The 21,651-nt window shown below is 62.3% G+C and carries 19 protein-coding genes; 10 read left to right on the top strand and 9 right to left on the bottom strand.

From position 1 onward, the window contains the following. On the top strand, nt 1–1,110 hold the full coding sequence (locus M0D68_RS19865; protein WP_280531454.1) for a diguanylate cyclase: 1,110 nt from the start codon (nt 1–3) through the stop codon (nt 1,108–1,110). On the opposite strand, the gene mdeB is transcribed toward M0D68_RS19865, so the two are convergent. Then, nucleotides 1,111–3,861: an alpha-ketoglutarate dehydrogenase gene (mdeB, locus tag M0D68_RS19860; RefSeq protein ID WP_266225075.1), complete on the bottom strand. Its 2,751-nt coding sequence runs from the start codon at nt 3,859–3,861 to the stop codon at nt 1,111–1,113. It lies immediately after the preceding gene. A 152-nt stretch (nt 3,862–4,013) separates the two neighbouring features. Between mdeB and M0D68_RS19855 the strand changes: the two genes are divergently transcribed. Next, nucleotides 4,014–4,541: an Lrp/AsnC family transcriptional regulator gene (locus M0D68_RS19855; RefSeq protein ID WP_054037036.1), complete on the top strand. Its 528-nt coding sequence runs from the start codon at nt 4,014–4,016 to the stop codon at nt 4,539–4,541. 30 nt (nt 4,542–4,571) lie between these two features. Here the strand turns inward: M0D68_RS19855 and M0D68_RS19850 are convergent, their stop codons facing one another. Further along, nucleotides 4,572–5,372, bottom strand: coding sequence for an SDR family oxidoreductase (locus M0D68_RS19850; RefSeq protein WP_266225073.1), 801 nt, complete (start codon nt 5,370–5,372; stop codon nt 4,572–4,574). Nucleotides 5,373–5,547: 175 nt separating this feature from the next. On the opposite strand from M0D68_RS19850, the gene M0D68_RS19845 reads away from it, so the two are divergent. Next, nucleotides 5,548–6,483 carry a GlxA family transcriptional regulator gene (locus tag M0D68_RS19845; protein WP_266225072.1) on the top strand — a complete coding sequence of 312 codons (936 nt, stop codon included), beginning with the start codon at nt 5,548–5,550 and terminating at the stop codon, nt 6,481–6,483. Between the two features lie 81 nt (nt 6,484–6,564). Further along, a complete protein-coding gene (locus tag M0D68_RS19840; RefSeq protein ID WP_200565624.1) occupies nt 6,565–7,035 on the top strand; it encodes an HIT family protein in 471 nt (156 codons plus the stop codon). A 227-nt stretch (nt 7,036–7,262) separates the two neighbouring features. Here M0D68_RS19840 and M0D68_RS19835 read toward each other — a convergent pair whose 3' ends face one another. Next, a complete protein-coding gene (locus tag M0D68_RS19835) occupies nt 7,263–7,439 on the bottom strand; it encodes a hypothetical protein (RefSeq protein ID WP_172737709.1) in 177 nt (58 codons plus the stop codon). Between the two features lie 278 nt (nt 7,440–7,717). On the opposite strand from M0D68_RS19835, the gene speG reads away from it, so the two are divergent. Next, nucleotides 7,718–8,257, top strand: coding sequence for a spermidine N1-acetyltransferase (speG, locus tag M0D68_RS19830; protein ID WP_093634539.1), 540 nt, complete (start codon nt 7,718–7,720; stop codon nt 8,255–8,257). Nucleotides 8,258–8,705: 448 nt separating this feature from the next. Continuing rightward, on the top strand, nt 8,706–9,044 hold the full coding sequence (gene sap1, locus M0D68_RS19825; RefSeq protein WP_093634538.1) for a surface attachment protein Sap1: 339 nt from the start codon (nt 8,706–8,708) through the stop codon (nt 9,042–9,044). A gap of 260 nt (nt 9,045–9,304) precedes the next feature. On the opposite strand, the gene M0D68_RS19820 is transcribed toward sap1, so the two are convergent. From M0D68_RS19820 to M0D68_RS19800, 5 genes are all read right to left on the bottom strand, one after another. After that, nucleotides 9,305–11,038, bottom strand: coding sequence for an IlvD/Edd family dehydratase (locus tag M0D68_RS19820; RefSeq protein WP_154558770.1), 1,734 nt, complete (start codon nt 11,036–11,038; stop codon nt 9,305–9,307). 38 nt (nt 11,039–11,076) lie between these two features. Then, nucleotides 11,077–12,081, bottom strand: coding sequence for an L-arabinose ABC transporter permease AraH (araH, locus tag M0D68_RS19815; RefSeq protein WP_093634676.1), 1,005 nt, complete (start codon nt 12,079–12,081; stop codon nt 11,077–11,079). Between the two features lie 85 nt (nt 12,082–12,166). Further along, the gene (gene araG / locus M0D68_RS19810; protein ID WP_266225161.1) at nt 12,167–13,693 is read right to left on the bottom strand and encodes an L-arabinose ABC transporter ATP-binding protein AraG; all 1,527 of its coding nucleotides are present in this window, start codon (nt 13,691–13,693) and stop codon (nt 12,167–12,169) included. Between the two features lie 123 nt (nt 13,694–13,816). After that, entirely contained in the window at nt 13,817–14,821 is a 1,005-nt protein-coding gene (locus M0D68_RS19805) for an arabinose ABC transporter substrate-binding protein (RefSeq protein ID WP_211706310.1), read from the bottom strand. A 258-nt stretch (nt 14,822–15,079) separates the two neighbouring features. After that, nucleotides 15,080–16,528, bottom strand: a complete 1,449-nt coding sequence (locus M0D68_RS19800) for an aldehyde dehydrogenase family protein (RefSeq protein ID WP_266225067.1) — start codon at nt 16,526–16,528, stop codon at nt 15,080–15,082. Between the two features lie 177 nt (nt 16,529–16,705). Between M0D68_RS19800 and M0D68_RS19795 the strand changes: the two genes are divergently transcribed. Both M0D68_RS19795 and M0D68_RS19790 read left to right on the top strand, forming a co-directional pair. Further along, a complete protein-coding gene (locus M0D68_RS19795) occupies nt 16,706–17,683 on the top strand; it encodes a LysR family transcriptional regulator (protein WP_200565621.1) in 978 nt (325 codons plus the stop codon). A gap of 159 nt (nt 17,684–17,842) precedes the next feature. Next, a complete protein-coding gene (locus M0D68_RS19790; RefSeq protein ID WP_211706335.1) occupies nt 17,843–18,400 on the top strand; it encodes a YaeQ family protein in 558 nt (185 codons plus the stop codon). Nucleotides 18,401–18,444: 44 nt separating this feature from the next. Here the strand turns inward: M0D68_RS19790 and M0D68_RS19785 are convergent, their stop codons facing one another. Further along, nucleotides 18,445–18,870: a VOC family protein gene (locus tag M0D68_RS19785; RefSeq protein ID WP_093634532.1), complete on the bottom strand. Its 426-nt coding sequence runs from the start codon at nt 18,868–18,870 to the stop codon at nt 18,445–18,447. A gap of 397 nt (nt 18,871–19,267) precedes the next feature. On the opposite strand from M0D68_RS19785, the gene ada reads away from it, so the two are divergent. Continuing rightward, a complete protein-coding gene (ada, locus tag M0D68_RS19780; protein ID WP_266211394.1) occupies nt 19,268–20,443 on the top strand; it encodes a bifunctional DNA-binding transcriptional regulator/O6-methylguanine-DNA methyltransferase Ada in 1,176 nt (391 codons plus the stop codon). Further along, a complete protein-coding gene (locus tag M0D68_RS19775; protein ID WP_211706307.1) occupies nt 20,440–21,357 on the top strand; it encodes a DNA-3-methyladenine glycosylase in 918 nt (305 codons plus the stop codon). The genes ada and M0D68_RS19775 overlap by 4 nt, the downstream gene beginning before the upstream one ends. The last annotated feature ends 294 nt before the right edge of the window (nt 21,358–21,651 follow it).

Genomic DNA, 21,651 nt, shown 5'->3' with positions numbered 1-21,651 from the left:
ATGGACACTCCTAAACCGCATCAGACCGCCACCGCGCCGAAGCTCGCAGAACAGGACGCGAACGCGCAGGCATACGCGGAGGACGAACCCAATAGCGCCATCGATGACGCGTTAGCGCGCATCCTCGGCAATCCGCCCGCAGCCGAGTGCCCGATCATGGTGTTGCTGGTCGACGATCAGGCGATCATCGCCGAGGCGGTCCGCCAGGCGCTGGCCGACGAAACGAGCGTCGACTTCCACTACTGCGCGTCGCCCGAAGAGGCGGTGCGCTGCGCCGAGGAAACCCGCGCAACGGTGATCCTGCAGGACCTCGTGATGCCCGGCACCGACGGCCTCACCCTCGTGCGCCAATACCGGCAGAAACCGGCAACGCGCGATATTCCGATCATCGTGCTGTCGACCAAGGAAGAGCCGCTCGTGAAAAGCGCGGCCTTCGCCGCCGGCGCCAATGACTACCTGGTGAAGCTGCCGGATCGCATCGAGTTGATCGCGCGGATTCGCTATCACTCGCGCTCGTATCTGAACCTGTTGCAGCGCGACGAGGCGTATCAGGCCCTGCGCCAATCGCAACAGCAGTTGCTCGCGACCAATCTGGAATTGCAGCGGCTCACGCATTCGGATGGATTGACGGGTTTGTCGAATCGACGCTACCTCGATCAGTACCTGGCCGCCGAATGGCGTCGCGGCACGCGCGACAAGACGGCCCTAGGTTTTCTGATGATCGATGTGGATAACTTCAAGGCCTACAACGACACCTACGGGCACGTTGCCGGTGACGAAGTGCTCAAGCGCGTCGCGCATACCGTCGAGTCGTGTCTGGGACGCTCGCCCGATCTCGCGGCCCGGTTTGGCGGCGAAGAGTTCGCGGTGGTGCTGCCGGGAACATCATCGGGCGGCCTGCACTTGCTTGCCGAGAAAATCCGCCTCGCAATTGAAGGGCTCGCGATTCCGCATGCGGGATCGGCGGCGGGCGTCGTGACGATCAGTATCGGCGCGGCGAACCTCGTGCCGTCCGCTACCGAACCCGTGACGACGTTGATCGAAGCCGCGGACGTCGGACTGTATCGGGCGAAACGCGACGGGAAGAATCAGGTGTCGGTGAGCGGCTGATCAGCATTGCCACGAAGCGGCGCCCACGGGCGCATCGCTTCGATACTTGCTGCGTGCTTCGGCGAGCACGCTTGCATCGATTGCGCCTTCGTCCACCAGCGCCTTCAACGACGCGATCACGATCGACTTGCGGTCCACTTCGAAGAACTCGCGCAACGCCTGGCGCGTGTCGCTGCGGCCGAAGCCGTCCGTGCCGAGCGTCACATAGCGGCGCGGCACGTAGGCCCGGATCAGTTCGGGCACCGCGCGAACATAGTCGGTCGCGGCGATAATCGGGCCGTGCGATGCTTCGAGCGCTTTCGTGACGTACGGCGCCTCTGTCGGTTCGCCAAGGCGCGCATTTCTCTCCGACGTCATCCCGTCACGCTGCAACTCGGTGAAGCTGGTCACGCTCCACACCGCGGCTTCAATGTGCCAGTCGTCCTTGAGCAGCTGCTGCGCCGCGATGACCTCACCGAGAATCGCGCCCGCGCCGAGCAACTGCACCTGCGCTGAAATTGCCGACGTTACCGCCTGCGCCTCCCCGCCAAGCGGATAGATGCCCTTAAGAATGCCCTCACGCAGCGTCGTCAAATCACCACCCGGCACCGAAGGCTGCGCGTAGTTCTCGTTCATCACTGTCACGTAATAGAACACGTCGCGCTGCTCTTCGACCATCTCGCGCATGCCCTCGTCGACGATCGCGGCAACCTCGTACGCGAACGCCGGATCGTACGCGCGGCAATTCGGAATCGTCGATGCCGCCAGATGGCTCGTGCCGTCCTGATGCTGCAAGCCCTCTCCACCGAGCGTCGTCTTACCCGACGTCGCGCCGATCAGAAAACCTCGCGCACGCTGATCCGCCGCCGCCCAGATCAGATCGCCGATCCGCTGAAAGCCGAACATCGAGTAGTAGATGTAGAACGGCAGCATCGGCAGGTTATGCACGCTGTACGAGGTCGCCGCCGCAATCCACGACGATACCGCGCCCGCTTCCGAAATCCCCTCTTCGAGAATCTGCCCTTTGGTGTCCTCGCGGTAGTACAGCATCGAGCCGAGGTCTTCCGGCTCGTACAACTGCCCGAGCGGCGAATAGATGCCGACCTGGCGGAACATGTTCGCCATGCCGAAGGTGCGTGCTTCATCCGCGACGATCGGCACCACACGTGGACCCACTTCGTTGTCCTTGAGCAGCGCGGTCAGCATGCGGACCAACGCCATCGTCGTGGACATTTCGCGGCCATTCGAATCCAGCGCGAATTGCCCCCAGGAGGACATCGGCGGGACGATCAGCCCCGTCGATGCCACTTTCCGCCTTCTGGGCAGATAGCCTCCCAGGGCAGCCCGGCGAGCGTGCAGGTATTGCATCTCCGGGCTGTCGTCCGCTGGCTTGTAAAACTTCACCTGTTCGACGTCCTCATCGGTGAGCGGCAGGCGAAAACGATCGCGAAACGCCTTGAGGTCGTCGAAGCCGAGTTTCTTCTGTTGATGCGTGGTCATGCGGCCTTGGCCCGAGGTGCCCATGCCGAAGCCCTTCATCGTCTTCGCGAGAATCACCGTCGGCTGGCCGCGATGCGCAAGCGCCTTCGCATACGCCGCATGCAGCTTGCGCACGTCGTGGCCGCCGCGGCGCAAGCGGTCGATGTCGTCGTCGCTCAGTTGCGCGGCGAGCGCGGCAAGCTCCGGGTTCTGGCCGAAGAAACGCTCGCGGTTGTACGCGCCGTCATTAGCCGAGAAGGTCTGAAACTGGCCGTCGACGGTGTGTGCGAACGCGCGCAGCAACGCGCCGGTGCGGTCGCGTGAGAACAGCGCGTCCCAGTCCGAGCCCCACACCACCTTGATCACGTTCCAGCCGGCGCCGATGAAATGCGCTTCGAGCTCGTCGATGATGCGGCCGTTGCTGCGCACCGGCCCGTCCAGGCGCTGCAGATTGCAGTTGATGACGAATACGAGGTTATCGAGCCCTTCGCGCGCCGCAATCGAGAGCGCGCCGGTCGATTCCGGCTCGTCCATCTCACCGTCGCCGAAGAAACCCCACACTTTGCGGCCTTCCGTTTGCACGAGGCCGCGATTGGCGAGATAGCGCATGAAGCGCGCTTGGTAAATCGCGTTGATCGGACCGATGCCCATCGAGCCGGTGGGGAACTGCCAGAAGTCCGGCATCAGCCACGGATGCGGATACGAGCACAACCCCGGCCCGCCGATCTCGCGACGGTAATGCTGCAGATGCTGTTCGGAGAGAAAGCCCTCGAGATAAGCCCGCGCATACACGCCCGGCGACGAATGCGGCTGGAAGTAAACGAGGTCGCCCGTGCCCTCCTCTCCGCCCGGCGCCGCGGCGCGAAAGAAATGGTTGAAGCCGACCTCGAACAGATCCGCCGCCGACGCGTAGCTCGCGATATGGCCGCCGAGTTCGCCGTACGCCTGGTTTGCGCGCACCACCATCGCCAGCGCATTCCAGCGCAGCGCGCCGGCCAGACGTTCTTCGAGGTCGAGATTGCCCGGATAGCGCGGCTGCTGATCGAACGGGATCGTGTTCTGGTACGGCGTGACATTGGTCCGCGCCGATTCCACACCCAGTGACAGCGCATGCCCCGCGAGCTTGTCGAACAAAAACTGCGCGCGATCACGGCCGACATGCTCGACCACGGCATCGAGCGCTTCCAACCATTCGGCGGTTTCCTGCGGATCGGCATCTTCCGGCTCCGCACGCTCCGCGCGCTGGAGATCCAAAGACTGCAACTGCTTGCTACCGCTGGACAAATCCGTCATGGCACCACTCCCGCATTAACGCGTTCGGCTCAAGATCAAGTGAGTCAATGGTAACCACGTGCTCACAAAATGAGCATCTCATTTGCTTGTGATCCCGCACTGGGATAGGCTATTTATTCCGGATTTGGCCAACACGACAGAATATTTACTCTATGACCACGCCACCCAGACGACTCGACCGCATCGACATCGGCATCCTGAGCCAGTTGCAGCAGAACGCGCGCATCACCAATGCGGATCTGGCCCGCTCGGTGAATCTGTCGCCCACGCCCTGCTTCAACCGCGTGCGCGCGCTCGAAAAGCTCGGCCTGTTCAAGCAGCAGGTCACGCTGCTGAATCCGGAGCCGCTCGGGCTACGCATCAACGTGTTTATTCAGGTGAGTCTGGAAAAGCAGGTGGAAGACGCGCTGACTCGCTTCGAGCAGGCGATTTCGGAGCGCCCCGAGGTGATGGAGTGCTATCTGATGACAGGCGACGCCGACTATCTGCTGCGTGTGGTGATGCCGGATATGCAGACGCTGGAGCGCTTCATCGTTGATCATCTGACGAAGATTCCGGGCATCTCCAACATTCGTTCGAGCTTTGCGCTCAAGCAGGTGCGCTACAAGACGGCGTTGCCGCTGCCGTCGTCGGGACTGACGCTGGTCGATCCCGACGACGTTTCAACCGACTGGCGCTAGGCGCTCGCGAGGCGCACACCAAGCCAGCGATTACCCGCGTGTGTAACGCGCAGCCGGCAGGCTGTGCGACAGGTTCGGCCCGAGATGCTGGCGAGCGGTGTTGAAGCGCTCCCAGTCGGCCGCGTCCGGCAAGGACGGAATCGTCACGAGTTCATGCTGGTCGAGGCCCACGAGCGCGGCGTCCACCATGTCCTCGGCGGTCATCACGATCTGCGACGGCAGATGTTCGACCGCGAGACCGGCGCGGTCCCAGAACGCGGTGCTGGTTGCGCCCGGCAGCACGGCCTGCAATTGCACGCCCTTGCCGCCCACTTCGTGATGCAGCGACTGCGTCAGGTTCAACACGTAGGCCTTGGTGCCGCTGTAGGTGCCGTTCAGCGTTTCCGGCGACAGCGCGACGATCGACGAGATATTGATCACGATACCGTTGCCGCGCTCCACGAAACCCGGCACGGCTGCCGCCGTCAGCCGCGTCAGTGCTGTCACGTTCAGCTCGATCATGCCGTCGAGGTCATCGATATTCGAGTCGATCAACGAAGCCGTCGCGCCGACGCCTGCGTTGTTGACCAGCATGGTGATGCCACGGTCGGCGCGCAGACGTTCCTCAATACGCCGCTGGTCGGCCTTGACGGTCAGATCGGCGGCAATGGTCTCGATATGGCTGCCGGTTTCCGCGGTCAGACGCTCGGCGACGCCCGTCAGACGTTTGACGTCGCGCGCCACCAGAATCAGGTCGTAACCGCGCCGTGCGAGGCGGTCCGCATAAACTGCACCGATGCCCGACGATGCGCCCGTAATCAATGCCGTACCCTTGTTTCCTTGCGTTGCCATGGTGAATCTCCTTTCGGGCTTGGCGCGTCACGCCTGAGCCCTGATCGATGAATGGGGAAGACTGAAACCTCCACCGCTGTGCCTTTTTTGTGGGCATCGCGGTGTTGACGAGTGAAGTCTAGGCGCGTAGCCTCTTGTCTCAAATGTCATATTTACCTCGTTTTAGGACATCGCAATGAAACGCGTCGGCGTGGTGGTTTTTCCTGGCTTCCAGATCCTCGATATGGTGGCGATCTCCGTGTTCGAGCTGGCCAACCTCGAGGTCGGGCAGCCGGAATATCAGGTGGAAGTCATCTCCGAACAGGGCGGTATGGTGCGCAGCTCGGCGGGCGTCGAGATTGCGACACAGGCGTTCGGCGACCCGGCGTATGACACGGTGGTCGTGACGGGCGCGATGCAGATCGAGCCGTCATCGGCGGGATTGCTGGGGTTTCTGAATGACGCCCTCGCCGCCTCGCGCCGCACCACCAGCATCTGCACCGGCGCTTTCGTGCTGGCCGAAGCGGGCATCCTCGACGGCCGGCATGCCACGACCCACTGGTACCACGCCCGCAACTTGCAGCAGCGCTTTCCCGATACGCGTATCGACGAAGACCGCATCTTTGTCGCCGACGGCTCGGTGTGGACCTCGGCCGGCATGACGGCCTGCATCGATCTGTGTCTGGCGCTGGTCGAAAGCGATCTCGGTGTCGAGGTCTCGCGCGCCATCGCCAAGAAGCTGGTGGTCTATCACCGGCGCACGGGCGGCCAGTCGCAGTTCTCGGCCATGCTCGACCTGGAGCCGAAGTCCGACCGGATTCAGGACGCGCTGTCATACGCGAAGAACCATCTGCGCGAGCCGTTGACGGTCGAACAGCTCGCCGACGTCGCGCATCTGAGCCCGCGCCAGTTCAGCCGCGCCTTTCGCGACGAAACGCGCCAATCGCCGGCCAAGGCCATTGAGGCGTTGCGTGTGGAAGCCGCCCGCGCCATGCTCGAAGCAGGCCGTCACTCGATGGAAGCCGTCGCGGCCGAAACCGGCTTTATCGATACCGAACGGATGCGGCGCGCCTTTCTGCGCGCGTTCGGCCAGCCGCCGCAGGCAATCAAACGCGCAGCGCGCGCGGTATAGCAGCGTGTTGTAACAGAGGTGGTGGACAATATCGTCGGCAGCATCTCCACCTTGGACCGTACGGCAACTAGAGGACGCGTGATGAACTACGACGACAGCAATCCCTTCGCGAAGATTCTGCGCGGCGAACTACCCTGCATCAAAGTGGCGGAAAGCGATGCCGCGCTGGCCTTCATGGACCTGATGCCGCAAGCCGACGGCCACATGCTGATCGTGCCAAAGGAAGCCGCGGTTGAGATTTTCGAGTTGTCGGATGCGTCGACGGTAGCCTGCATGCGTATGACGCAGAAACTCGCCATCGCCGTGCGCGCGGCCTTGCGCCCCGACGGCGTGTTCATCGGACAGTTCAATGGCGCCGCGGCGGGACAAACGGTGCCGCACGTCCATTTTCACGTGATCCCGCGCTGGGAAGGACAGCCGCTGCGCATGCATGCACGCGATGTCGCCGATGCGGCCACGCTCGAAGCGCTCGCCACGCGCATTCGCAACCATTGGCGCGCCCCTGCAGACGGCGCGAAGGCCGAGGACGACGCAACTGGTCACGCCCCGTAATATGTGTAATGGCCGGTGAAACCAGCCGCACGCGCTAGACGGCTAGACTGGCGTCTGCCTTGTACCCGCAAGGCATTGAGTGTGGATCTCTTTTCAGCCTGCCCGAAACGGCAGGCTTTTTTATTTGCAAGTCTGATCGGCGGGTCTCGTTCGTGGGTCTCACACGAAGCGCCCTCGCCTCGCAGCGACGCTTGCAGCGCGATGATCGATGCATTCCCCTGAAAGGGTCAAACCCGATGCCGCGAGCGGCGCAGCGGATGCCGCCAGTCACGGCGCGGCTTCGTGGGCTCAAGATGCAGGTCGTGCAGATGCCGATGCTCCTGCCACAATTCGTCGGAGAAAAGAAACGCGACGATGAGCAGCGGGATGACCAGAAAGGCGCCTAATATCAAGTGCTCGATCACGGTAGCCTCCATCGCAAGAGCATGATTTTCATTGTAGAGCACCGCATGTGCCCACACGGTGCCAAGCCCCTCACAAATTTGCGATAAGCGGCCTGCGACAACGCGACGCCCCTCCCTTGCCGAACCCGCGCAGCGTCTCGCGCTTCACAAGAACGCGCTGCGTGGGCGCGAGGCGTTGTAAGAACTCCCTGCGCTGAGGCCTGACTAACAGGAAACGCAAGCCTGAGCTCTCACGCTGAGCCTGCGCAATCAAACCAATAATTCTCAAGGGGAATCCAATGACTATCGAACGCAGCAGCGAACTGACCCTGCGCCCGCTCGAGCGCACCGATCTGCGCTTCGTCCACGAAGTGAACAACAACGCAAAGATCATGCGTTACTGGTTCGAAGAGCCTTATGAAACGTTCTCCGAACTGACCCAGCTCTACGATCAGCACGTGCACGACCTGCGCGAGCGCCGCTTCGTGGCGATCGACAACGACGGCCAGACCGTCGGTGTCGTCGAATTGATCGAACTGGACTATATCCACCGGCGCGGCGAGTTTCAGATCATCATCGCGCCGCATGCGCAGGGCCGCGGCTATGCCACCGTCGCCACGCAGCTCGCGATCGACTATGCGTTTTCGGTGCTGAACCTGCGCAAGGTCTACCTGATCGTCGACAAGTCGAATACCGCTGCCATCCACGTCTATGAGAAGTGCGGTTTCCGGCACGAGGCCGAGTTGATCGAGGAGTTTTTCGGCAACGGCCGCTATCACAATGCGTTGCGCATGTGCATGTTCCAGTCCGAGTTCTTCAAGACCAATCAGCACGGCTGAGTACCCTAAACCGCGTCGCCCAGGCACGCCATGCTGCGTCGCCTGGGGCACCTGGCACCTTTTATCTTCTGTATACACACCGTTATTTCGTGATTTTTGATTAGTCGGGTGAATGACTTTGTGTGCAATGCACCAAACACCTGCATTAATTGTAGTAAATCACTTAATTGGTGCCTCGCGTTTACGCCAATACGCGCCGCAAAGCTTTACTGGTTAAAGCGGCGCACCCTGCCCGTCTTTTAGTTATCCGTTTCAATCAGCCCTGTTTAAGCGACTGCTCAAGGCTTAAGCAGGTGCGGCAGGTGGTGCGACAATTCGCCGCTGTTGCGACCGCACACAAGATGTGCTTGTCGTTCTTGCGCGTTCTCCTAAAGTGCAAGGTGCGGGTTCGACGTTAAAGTTAAATACATAGCTAACCTGAGTAATTCAACCCGCACCGGAGGAAAATATGAAAACGCGAATCGCCCTTGTTTTCGCCATTGCGGGATTGGCTGCCGCTTCTGTTCAGGCTCAAGACTCCATGGTCAAGCCGCAGCAAACAATCCAGTTCAAGGCCAACGCGTATGGCTGTCTGTCGAAAGATAAACTCGACGCCGCCGATGTCCACGCGCAAGCCGGTGAACAGCAAAAGATGCAGGAATTCTTCTCGGGATATCAGTGCGTTTCGACGCCGGAAAACTCGAGTTTCCGCGTTGTGCGCGTAGTCGGCCATGACGTCGAATTCGTCAATGCCGGCAATAGCGATACGCAAGGCCTCTGGGCAAACGATCGATTCATCAAACAATAAGCTAAACGCCAATACCCCGGGTAAACGCCCGGGTTGACGGGTTTTAATTTGCGCTACAAACCCTCTGATAAAAAACTGAGGGGCTGCGAACCTGCGAGTTAAAAATCGGCTGGGCATTACGTGCCCGGCCGCTTTTTATTTCTGCGCGCGCTTTCCATAACGTAACGCCGATAAAAAAGCCGATGCGGGCTTTCGATCCGCATCGGCAATACGCCTTCTCGCAAAGCGCAGGGAGAAACGGCTAACCGTTCAAAAGATCATCAATGCGAGTCGCGCGGCACCGGCGCGCCGCTCGATCCGACCAGGAAGTCCAGATCCGCGCCCTGGTCCGCTTGCAGCACGTGCTCGACGTAGAGCTTGTAGTAGCCGCGCGTGGGCGGCGCAGGCGGTTGCCAGGCGGCGCGGCGGCGCGCGAGTTCTTCGTCGGTGACATCCAGATGCAAGCGGCGGGCGTCGACATCGAGTTCGATCATGTCGCCGGTTTGCACGAACGCGAGCGGGCCGCCCGCGGCCGCTTCCGGCGATACGTGCAGAACCACCGAGCCATAGGCTGTGCCGCTCATGCGGCCGTCCGAAATACGCACCATGTCCGTGATGCCTTTCTGCAGCACCTTCTTTGGCAGCGGCATGTTGCCGACTTCAGCGAAACCCGGGTATCCCTTCGGCCCCGCGCCCTTGAGCACCATGACGCAGTGCTCATCGATATCGAGCGATTCGTCGTCGATCTTCGCGTGCAGCTCCTCGATGTTCTCGAATACCACCGCGCGGCCGCGATGTTTCAGAAGATGCGGCGTTGCCGCCGAGGGCTTGATCACCGCGCCGTTTGGCGCCAGGTTGCCCTTGAGCACCGCAATGCCGGCCTTCGGCTTGAACGGCTCGGCGAACGTCGTGATGACCTTCTCGTCGTGATTCGGCGCGTTGCGCACGTTGTCCCAGATCGTCTTGCCGTTCACCGTCAGGGCTTCGCGATGCAGCAGGCCTTGCTCGCCGAGTTGCTTGAGCACGGCGGGCAAGCCACCCGCGTAGTAAAAGTCTTCCATCAGGTACTCGCCTGACGGTTGCAGATTCACGAGACACGGCACGTTCGAGCCGAGCTCCCAGTCTTCCAGCGAAAGCTCCACGCCGATGCGCTTGGCCAGCGCGATCAGATGCACGACCGCATTGGTCGAGCCGCCGATCGCCGCATTCGTGCGGATCGCGTTTTCGAATGCCTGACGCGTGAGGATCTTGTCCATCGTGAGATCCTCGCGGACCATATCGACGATGCGCCGGCCGGCCAGATGCGCGAGCACTTGCCGGCGTGCATCGACGGCGGGAATCGCGGCGTTGTGCGGCAAACCCATGCCGAGCGATTCGACCATCGAGGCCATGGTCGACGCGGTGCCCATCGTCATGCAGTGGCCCCGCGAGCGGTTCATGCACGACTCGGCTTCGGTGAACTCTTCCTGTGTCATCGTGCCGGCGCGCACTTCCTCGGACATCTGCCAGACGCCCGTACCCGAGCCGATGTTCTTACCGCGGAACCGTCCGTTGAGCATCGGTCCGCCCGACACGGCCAGTGCGGGAAGATTGCAGGACGCCGCGCCCATCAGCAGCGCAGGCGTGGTCTTATCGCAGCCCACCAGCAGAATCACGCCGTCCATCGGATTGCCGCGAATCGACTCCTCGACATCCATCGAAGCCAGATTGCGAAACAGCATCGCGGTAGGCCGCAGATTGGTCTCGCCGAGCGACATCACCGGAAATTCGAGCGGCAAGCCGCCCGCTTCGTGCACGCCTTTTTTCACGTACTCGGCGAGCTCGCGAAAATGCGCGTTGCAAGGCGTCAGTTCGGACCACGTATTGCAGATGCCGATCACCGGGCGCCCGTCGAATTCGTCGTGCGGAATGCCCTGGTTTTTCATCCACGAGCGATGCAGAAAGCCGTCGCGGTCTTTGAGGCCAAACCACGCCTGGCTGCGCAGCGGCTTTTTTGTCTGGTTGGAATCAGCCATGAAATCTCCTGTTGACAAGCATGTAGTGCGGGCGCGTGTCAGTGCACGCGCTTGCTGCGGCGGTACTGATCGAACAACACCGCGAGCAGCAGAATCCCGCCGCGAATCAGGTATTGGTAGAAGGTCGGCACGTTCATCAGGCTCATTGCGTCCTGCACGGAACCCATGATCAGCACGCCGACCAGCACACCGGAAATCGTTGCGACGCCGCCCGTCAGCGAGACGCCACCGAGCACGCACGCAGAGATCACGCCGAGTTCGAGACCGACCGACGTTTTCGGGTCGCCGAGACTCATGCGTGACGCCAGCATCACGCCGGCAAAGCCCGTGACGAGGCCCTGCAATACGAACACTGTGATCTTGATTCGGGTGACCGGCAAGCCCGCGAGCAAAGCGGCCTCGCTATTGCCACCCACGGCCAGCACGTTTTTGCCGAACACGGTTTTCTTCAGCAGAAAACCGAACAGCACGAAGCCGACAATGTTGCTCCAGATCGGATAGGAAATACCGAGGAACGCGCCGCCGCCGAGGTCGAAGAAACGCTCTTCGGAAATCATCACCGCGTCGCCGTTCGACGTGATGAAGGCGAGGCCACGCACGACCTCCATCATCGCGAGCGTGACGATCAGCGAGTTGATCTTGTAGCGCGCAACCAGCACGCCGTTGACCAGTCCGACCGCGCCGCCAGCGAGCACGCCGGCAGCGATGCCGAGCGTCACGCTATGCGTCGCGGTAATCAAGGTGGACGCCACCACGCCCGCGAACGCGACGATCGACGCCACCGACAAATCCACTTCGCCCAGCGCGAGCACGAACATCATCGTTACGGATATCGAACCAATTAGCGTGACGGAGAGCAGCAAGCCTTGGATGTTTCGCGAGCTCAAGAAATCCGGCACGGTGAACGACAAAGCCGCGAACAGGATGATGAACACCATCACAATGCCGGACTTGTTGATCAGGTCCCAGGTGCGCGCCGCGCGCGCGCTCAGGCCCGAGGAAGCGATGGCTGGCGTGGAGGAGTCGGTTGAGGGTGTCTGCATGATGTCTATTCCGTTTTCGATGGCGTGAGGCAGTTGCCGTCGGTTGCATTCAGTGTTCTTCGGTTGATTCGCGAACGCGGTGTCCTCAGCGTGGCAGCGCAAGCTTGATCAGCGCATCCGGCGTGGCCTGCGCCTTCGGCAGATTGCCGACGATGCAGCCTTCCTTCATCACGATCACGCGATCCGCCACGCCGATCACTTCGGCCAGATCGCTCGACACGACGATCACCGTGCGGCCCGCTTCAGCGAGCCCATACAGCAAGCCGTAAATTTCGCTGCGCGCGCCGACGTCGATGCCACGCGTGGGTTCGTCCATGAGGAACACGTCGATGTCTTCGGCGAGCCAGCGCGACAGAATCACTTTCTGTTGATTGCCGCCGGAGAGGGTGCCGATCGGTGTTTCGCCGTTACGCGTTTTGATTGAGAGCTTGCCGATGAACTCTTTGGCGGTTTGCGCTTCCTTGCGGCCGTTGAGCACGTTGAAGCGGCTGAAGTGACGGCGGCAACTGATGTTGAGGTTGTCCGACACAGAAGCAATCGAGACGATGCCTTCCTGTTTGCGATCTTCCGGACACAGTGCGACGCCCGCACGCACGGCATCGCGCGGCGTGGCGAAACGCACGCGTTTTCCCTTGAGTACGATCTCACCGGCGCTCGGTTTGACGGCGCCGTAAATCAGTTTCATCAGCTCCGAACGGCCTGCGCCCACCAGACCGAAGAAGCCGACAATTTCACCTTTACGCACGGTAAAAGAGGCCGGTTCGCGCAAGCCGCGTCCCATCAGGTCCTTGACTTCGAGTTGCAGGCCGCCCAGTTCGCGTGAGCGGTAGCCGTACACGTCGGCAATCGAACGGCCCACCATGCAACTGATCAGGCGATCGCGATCGAGTCCGTCACCGGCTTCGAACGTATCGATGCGGCGACCGTCGCGAAACACCGTCACGCGGTCGCACAGTTCGTAGACTTCGTCCATCCGATGTGTGACATAGATAATCGCGCGGCCCTCGGCCTTCAATGCGCGAATGATCCGGAACAGCTGCGCGGTTTCGCGCGACGACAACGAGCTCGTCGGTTCGTCGAACGCAATCACACGCGCGTCGCGCATCAGCGCCTTGCCGATTTCGATCATCTGCCGCTGACCGATCGAGAGATTCTTCACCTGCTGCGACGGATCGATTTTTTCGCCGAGTCGTTCCAGCTCGCGCACCGCACGTGCAACCAGCGCCTTCTCATCGAGCACGCCGAAGCGGTTGGGCAGGGCGCCGAGCATCAGGTTTTCTGCAACCGTCAATTCAGGCACCAGATGCAGTTCCTGATAGATGATCGCGACGCCCGCCGCGATGGCCGCCTTGGTGGTGACGAACTGCTGCTCGACACCATCGAGCAGCAAGGTGCCCGCCGCCGGCTGGTTCACGCCGGACAGCACTTTGAGCAGCGTCGATTTGCCGGCGCCGTTTTCACCCATCAGCCCGTGTACTTCGCCGCGCCGCACGTCGAGCGACACCTGGTCGAGCGCGAGCACGCCGGGAAAGCGCACGGTGATGCCGTCGAGTTGCAGATACGAATCAGTCGACGCAAGCGTAGGCGAGGGCGCTTGCGTGGGCGACGCCATTTCGCCAGTGTGAGAAACCGTCATCAAAAGCCTCTAGCGGGTGGACAAGCTGTGCGGGCCGATCTCGCGTTGACGTCAGCGTGAACGTGAAAAAGGCCCGCAGTGTGCAAACTCGAATACCGCTTAAATTCCGAGCTCTTTACGCACGTCCTGCCAGTTGCCGCGCACCATCAGCTTGCCGGTGGTTTGCGTGTCGGCGGGCGGCTGCTTGCCGTCCTTGATCCACTCGACGAGGTTCTCCGTGCTCTCCTTGCCGTGCATCGTCGAGCTCACGGCGATCGTGCCGTAGAAGCCCGTCGGTTCCTTCTTCTGGAACTCGGCGAACGCTTCGCCCGCACCGTTGATGCCCACGCCGATCACGTCCGCCGCCGGAATGTGCAGCTGTTCAGTTGCGCGAACGCCGCCCAGCACGCTTTCCTCGTTCAACGCGAAGATCACCCACTTCTTGATGTTCGGATGCTGCGCGAGTACTGGCGACGATGCGTTGAAACCGCCTTCGTCATCGGTGGTCTTTTGCGGCGCGTCGAAGATGTTTTCCTTCTTGAAGCCGCCGGCCAGCAGCGATTCCGTTGCGCCGTCGGTGCGCAGTTTGGCGGTCGGCAGTTCGTAGTTCGTGATGCGCAGCGCGCCGACTTCTTCCGGCTTCCAGCCGCGGCGCTTCATCTCTTCGGAGATCGCCGTGCCGACCTGATTGCCGATCTTGAATGCGGACATGCCCAGATGCGGCACGTTCGGCAGCGGCTTGCCGGTGGAGTCGACCAGTTGATCGTCGACGGTGACGAACTTCATGTTGTAGCGCTTCGCACGCGCCTGGATCGCCGGTCCGAGCCGCACGTCGGGTGCGCAGATCACGAAGCCTTTAGCGCCTTGTGCGCCGAGGTTATCGATCGCGGCCAGCACTTTTTCACCGTCGGGCGTGCCGATGTTGACCACCGCGAAGCCGTCTTTCTGGCCGAGCGCGCTGGCGGCTTTCTGTTCGTTGATGAACCACGCCTGTTCCGGCATCTTCACGAGGAAGCCGACTTTGAGCGGCTGATCGGCGTGCGCGGAGAATTGTGCGGCAAAGGGCGCGGCGAGAGCCGCGGCTGCGATCGCGGATAGCGTCAAACGGCGAAGCTTGCTGGTCATACTTGTCTCCTGAGGTTGGAAAGCTGCATTGGTTTCGTTTATTTGCAGCGGGGGATGCACGGCGGCGTCAGCCGGGACGTGGTTGGGCGATGGGGTGAGCCGTTCGAATCGCGGCAGCGGGCGCCGAGCAATGCGCGGCATGCTGAGCAATGAGATTCGCGGCCGAGTGAACAGCGAGATACACGGCAGCTACAACGCTGCAACGGGCAGCGGACTGAGCCGTGGGAGATGTGGCGTGGTAAGCAAGTCTCATGGCCATCAACCCGCAACGTAGGCCGTTTTCACGGCCGTGCAGAACGCTGAATCAGTTGCGCCGTAGGCCGATGCCTTGCGGCCGCCACCAGGCGCGTAATGCTCGACGGTGGTCGTCGGCAGATTGATCGTGACGAGGCCGCATTGCGCGTGGCGGCGGAAATGCCGCGCGCGACTCAAGGAGCGCGTGCAGATGCCGGCGCATAGACCGTAAGCGGTGTCGTTCGCGAGATGCAGCGCGTGGTCGTAGTCGTCGGCTTTCAGCACGACGGCGAGCGGACCGAAGATCTCTTCCCGTGCGATGCGGTGTTCGGGTTCGCCGATAAACAAAGCCGGTTCGAAAAAGTAGCCACGTGTCGCGCGCTCGAGCTGTCGGCCGCCGTGCAGCAGTTGCGCGCCTTCCTCCTGACCAACTCGCACGTACTCGAGGTTGCGCTCCAATTGCGCGGCGTTGGCGACCGGACCCATATCCGTGCCGTGCTTCAGTGCGTGATCGACGTTGAGCCTCGCGAGCTTCGCCCGCAATGCGTCGACGAACGGCTCGAACACTGCACGTTCGACGATCAACCTCGACGCAGCCGTACTGCATTGGCCGGTAGAACCATACGCGCCGCTGAGGGCTGCATCGACAGCGCTGTCGAGGTCGGCATCGCCCAGCACCACGAAGGGATTCTTGCCGCCCATTTCCAGCTGCACACGGGCTTGCCTTGCAGCGGCAACCTGCAGGACACGTGTGCCGGTTTCAGCCGACCCGGTGAAGCTGATCGCCGCCACCAACGGATGCCCGGCGATCCGCGCGCCGACCTGCCGCCCACTGCCCATCACGAGATTGAACACGCCGGCCGGCAAACCGGCGCGGCTGATAATCGATGCCAGAGCCGCCGCGCAACCTGCTGCCGATTCGGCCGGTTTGAAGACCACGCAATTACCGTGGGCGAGGGCAGCGCCGATCTTGGCGGCGGCAATCGCCAGCGGCGCGCTCCAAGGCGCAATGATGCCGATGACGCCGAGCGGTTCGCGCGTCACATCGATCTCGACGCCGGCGCGCGCCAACGCCACGGGTTCGGCAAACGCGCGGAGTGCCTCTGCAGCGAAGAATTTGAAAATCTGTCCGGCGCGCGTAGCTTCGGTCAAGGCCTCGGACAACGGCTTGCCGACTTCGCGCGCGAGCAGCCGGCCCAGTTCGTCACGTCGCGCCAGCATCTCGCTGCCGATCGCATCGAGCGCATCCGCGCGGCGCTGCGCCGAACCCAGCGACCATTCGCGGAACGCCGCGCTGGCCGCTTCGATAGCCGTATCGGTTTGCCTTGCATCGGCCCGCACATAGTCGCCGACCGGTTCATCCAGATCCGACGGATTCAGCGACACGCCGGTGGTCGCGCCCGTCTCCCATCCGCCATTGATGTAATGGCGAAACGGACTGACAACGAGCGGGACGAGCGGATCACGATTCATCGACGGGAGGGCGCCACATGGGGAAGCTCAGAAAGTCCACGAATGGTATGAGCCGCCCCAATAACTTTCCAATCCCTTTTTCGGCCATCCCGATATCAATTTCGATATGGCATGATGGAGACTTAACGACGGCAAATCGTCCGACAGACGGCATCGAGCCGCATAGGGAGACAGGCCATGACGCGTAGCTACTCGAACTGGTTCGTGCGGGCGCGGCTTAAAACGCGACAGTTGCTGCTGCTTGCGGCAATGGAAGAGGAGGGCAACGTCCGGCGCGCCGCCGACGTGCTCGGCATGACCCAGCCCGCCGCGTCGCGGCTTCTGAAAGAGCTGGAGGACATGCTGGAGGTGAGTCTGTTCGACCGCACACCGCACGGCATGCACGCCACGCTGTACGGCGAAGTGATGATCCGTCACGCGCGCATGGTGCTCTCGAATCTCAGCCACGCACACGATGAAATCTCGGCCTTGCGCGCCGGTCTGGCCGGCCAGGTGCGGATCGGCGTGATCGCCGCGGCGGCTGCGACGATGGTGCCGCGCGCCATCGCCAGCGTGAAGGAACGCTATCCGCAGCTGCAAATCTGGGTGGAGGTGGAAACCTCGGACGTGATGCTGCCGAAGCTTGCCGAAGGCGAACTGGACATCATGATCGGCCGGGTCCTGGAGCGGCAAAACCAGTTCAAGGCGGAAGTGCGCTACGAACCGCTCGCCGACGAGCCGCTGTGCGTGGTGGCGCGTCCCGGCCATCCTCTCGAAAATGAAACAGGTTTGACACTGCGTGGAATCGTCAACGCGAGTTGGGTTTTGCACCCGCCGGGCAGCGTTTTGCGTCACCGCTTTGATCTGATGTTTTCGCAGATCGGACTGAATCCACCCCAAAACGTCGTCAATACCAACAATTTTTTGGCGATTTCGAGCTTATTACTTCAAAGCGACATGTTGGCGGTTTTACCTGACGAAGTGGCGCGTCAGTACCAACAGTACGGTGTTCTCAAGCAGGTACCGATCGATTTACCGTGCAGAATGGATACATTCGGTATCATCACGCGCCAGTCGCATCTGCTTTCGCCAGCGGCCTCCGTCGTGCTGGAAGCCTTGCGGCAAGCCGCTGCCGAGGTGTATGGCACTGCTTTCGAGCCGACAGTGGCGCGATAAATGCTTCTCCCGTTGCGATAGTCGCAATAGCAGCCGGTTTTTTCGGCCCGGGAGGAACACGCGATGTACAACAAACACGGAAAACGGCAACGCGCCGTCGACGATTCTTTTTCTGTTCGCTCCGGCTCCGGTGGAGTGAGCGCCTGGTTTAGTAACGGCATGGCTCTCAAATCGACGATTTACAAGGCGGAACTGCAGATCGCCAACATGGACCGGCACTATTACGCCGACCATTCCCTGACGATCGCCCGCCACCCCTCGGAAACCGACGAACGGATGATGGTCCGCGTCGCCGCGTTCGCGCTGTTCGCGCAGGAACGCCTCGAATTCTGCAAAGGTTTGTCGGACGTCGACGAACCGGATCTGTGGCAGAAGGACCTCACCGGCGCGATCGAAACCTGGATCGAAGTCGGCCAGCCGGACGAACGGCGCATTGCCAAGGCGAGCGGCCGCTCGAACGAAGTGATCGTGATCGCTTATGGCGGCCGCACGTCGGATATCTGGTGGCAAGGCGTGCGCAGCAAGGTCGAACGCATGCGCAACGTGACGGTGTGGACGCTCGGCGAAGACGTCGCCGGCGCGCTCGGCTCGCTGGCCGAACGGACCATGCGTCTGCAATGCACCGTGCAGGACGGCGAAGCATGGCTCGGCAGCGCTGATGCCGATGCGGTGAAGATCGAGTGGACGGTGTTGAAGGCGCCTGCCAACGCCTGGTAGGCTGACAGGTTCTTCGGCCCGCTAACGGCCTTGGCAGCGCCCCGTTACAGCGACGTCACACGCGCCGCTTCGGGTGGCCCTTTAAGTTCGACCATATTGCCTTCCGGGTCGAACAGATACAGCGACTGCCCAAACCCATCCGCGCCATAGCGCAAAGCCGCCTCGCCAGGCCGCGCGCCGTGTTCGGCCAGATGCGCCTTGAGCGCCTCGGCGTCGAACGGCTCGACTCGCAAACACACGTGATCCATGTTCCGCCCCGCGCCCGGCACGCCGTTTTCGGGGTGATCGAGCTTCGCGCCGACCTTTAACAGGTCGATCAGCGAGCGCCCCGCGCGCAACTGCGTCAGGCCCAGATCGGGCTGCTCCTTCTCGACGCTGCAACCGAGCACCTCGCAGTAAAAGCGTGTCATCTCCGGAACGTTCGACGCCCGAATGACAATGTGATCGATCTCGCGAATGTGGATTTTCATATCGAACGCCCCTTGCGTGGCCCGCAGAACGGATGAACAGCCACCAGTGTAGGAGAAAGGACGGCGCCGCGAGAGCGGGTGATGAATCCGCCACGAGGGGCAGATCAGAAATGTTCAGACGAAAAAAAGCCCGCTCTATGTGGAGCGGGCTGAATCCATATCAGGAGGAGACATGGAGGAGACAAGTACTAATATACACATGGGGTTGATGCGACGCAATAACTTTTTAAGGGAAAACCCGATATCGGGCCAAATTGTCGCAGTTTGAGGCGAAACGGGCGCCCGGCGGGGCTTCCGGCCCTACGAGGAAGCGCAATGACAGAGCAAGAACCGGGGCGTAGTGTTTCAGCATGCGGCCTACATTGGTGAGCATCGACACCGACTTTCCGGGACCATCATGAACCGCACCGACACTACCGAGATCAGCAACGAAGCCGCCACCAGCACGCCGCGCTGGACCACCGACGCCGAACGTTGGGAGGCCGTCACCCGCCGCGACCCGCAGGCCGACGGCGCGTTCTTCTTCGCCGTCAAAACGACGGGCGTGTTCTGCCGCCCGTCATGCGCGTCGCGCCAGCCGCGTCGCGAAAACGTCGCGTTCTTCACGGACGCCAACGCCGCGCGCGCCGCGGGCTATCGCGATTGCAAGCGTTGCCAGCCCGGCGGCCTGCCGCGCGAACTGGAGATCGTCAATCGCGCCTGCGCCGCGCTGGATGCCGATCCGCAGCAACGCCTCACGCTCGCGCAATTGAGCGACGCGGTGCACGTCAGCCCGTTCCACTTGCAGCGCCTGTTCAAGCGCGTCGTGGGTGTCTCGCCGCGTCAGTATCAGGCCGCGCAGCGCGGCGCCGCGTTGCGCGATGCGCTGCAGAGCGGGTCGGACGTGACGCGCGCCACGCTCGACGCCGGCTTCGGCTCGCCATCGCGGATGTACGACAGCGCTTCAGCCGAATTGGGCATGGCGCCCTCCGCGTTTCGCCGCAAAGGCGCCGGGCTCACCGTACGCTACGCGAGCGCGTCGACCTCGCTCGGTTTCGTGCTGATTGCGGCAACCGACAAAGGCATCTGCAAAATCGGTTTCGGCGACGATGCGGCGATACTCGTCGACGATCTGCGCGGCGAGTTTGCCAACGCCGAACTGGTCGAAGACGCAACGCGGCTCGCACCGTTCATCGCTCAGATCGATGCGTATCTGCGCGGCACTCGCCAGGACTTCGATCTGCCTCTGGATATCGCCGCTACCGCATTCCGGCAGCGTGTATGGGACGCGCTGCGGCGCATTCCCTACGGCGAGACGCGCAGCTATTCGCAGATCGCGGAAGCGGTCGGCTCACCCCGGGCCGTGCGCGCGGTGGCGAGCGCGTGCGCGACGAATCCGGTCGCGCTGGCGATTCCATGTCATCGTGTCGTGCAGAAGGGCGGGGCGCTGGCGGGATACCGCTGGGGCCTGCCGCGCAAGGCCGCACTGCTCGATAACGAAGCCCAGCACGCAGGCGACGTTTCGCGCGACGAACCCAAGCGCCGCGAGCACGCGGCCATCGCAACCACCACCAACCTGGACCACGCCGCGTGAGCACGCTTGACGACGTCGCAACACTCGAACTGCCCTTCAAACCACCCTTCGACTGGCCGCGCCTGCTGCGCTTTTTCGGCGGGCGCGCGACGCCCGGCGTCGAAGCCGTCGAAGACGGTGCCTATCGCCGCGCGATCGATTGGGCCGGCGACAGCGGCACGCTGACCGTACGCCTGCATCCGCGCAAGCGCTGCATCGTCGCGAACATCGACGGCCCTGCAAGCCGTCACGCCGACGCGCTCGTCGCGCCGATCGCGAGGATGTTCGATCTGCACGCCGACCCGAAGAAGATCGGCAACGAACTGGCTGCCGACCCATGGCTTGCGCCGTTGATCGAAGCCGTGCCGGGTCTGCGCGTTCCGGGCGCGTGGTCGGGCTTCGAGCTGGTGGTGCGCGCAATCGTCGGGCAGCAGGTCAGCGTGAAGGCGGCGACCACCATCATCGGACGATTGGTGCAGCGTGCCGGCGAGCGCATCGAAGGTCATCCGCATGAGAACACCGCATGGCGCTTTCCGACGCCCGCCGCGCTCGCGGCGGTCGATCTGGAAAAGATCGGCATGCCGGGTAAACGCGTAGCAGCGTTGCAGGGCTTCGCGCAGGCTGTTGCTTCAGGCGACGTGCCGCTCGACAGCAACGTCGCCGATGCCGACAGCCTGCGTGCTGCGTTGCTGGCACTGCCTGGCATCGGGCCATGGACTGTCGAGTATGTGGCGATGCGTGCATGGCGTGATGCCGACGCCTGGCCTGCATGGGACCTCGTGCTGATGCAGTCAATCTGCGCGCGCGATCCGTCGCTCGTGCGGCCCACGCAGCAACGCACTCGCACCGACACATGGCGGCCATGGCGCGCGTACGCCGCAATGCATCTATGGAACGAGGTGGCGGATCGGGCCGGCGCCGCGCGCGGCGGCTGAGGTGGTGTAGCGGTCGGGGAGGGCAGCACGGAACTGGCGGACCGTGGGCGTGGGCACGCGGCTAGCGTGGCGGCTGCACTCGGGACGCTAAGCGAATCGCGCGTCGAGCGCGCGAAGGGTAGCGTAAGGCGCAGGGCAGCTACTTTCGTGCTGAATCGTGCCGAAATCAGGCCAAGTTGTGTCGTCGGAAGGCCGTCCGGAGCGGCCTCAAGCAGCCGTCGTGGCGAGATGTTAAAGTGCCCGCTACCCGAAAATTCCGCCGAACGTTGTCAACCGCGCAGTGCTGCACCTAAG

It is taken from the genome of Paraburkholderia sp. SEWSISQ10-3 4, from assembly GCF_030464785.1.
In the GTDB taxonomy this organism is placed as follows: domain Bacteria; phylum Pseudomonadota; class Gammaproteobacteria; order Burkholderiales; family Burkholderiaceae; genus Paraburkholderia; species Paraburkholderia aspalathi.
This window is presented reverse-complemented; position numbering and strand designations above follow the sequence as displayed.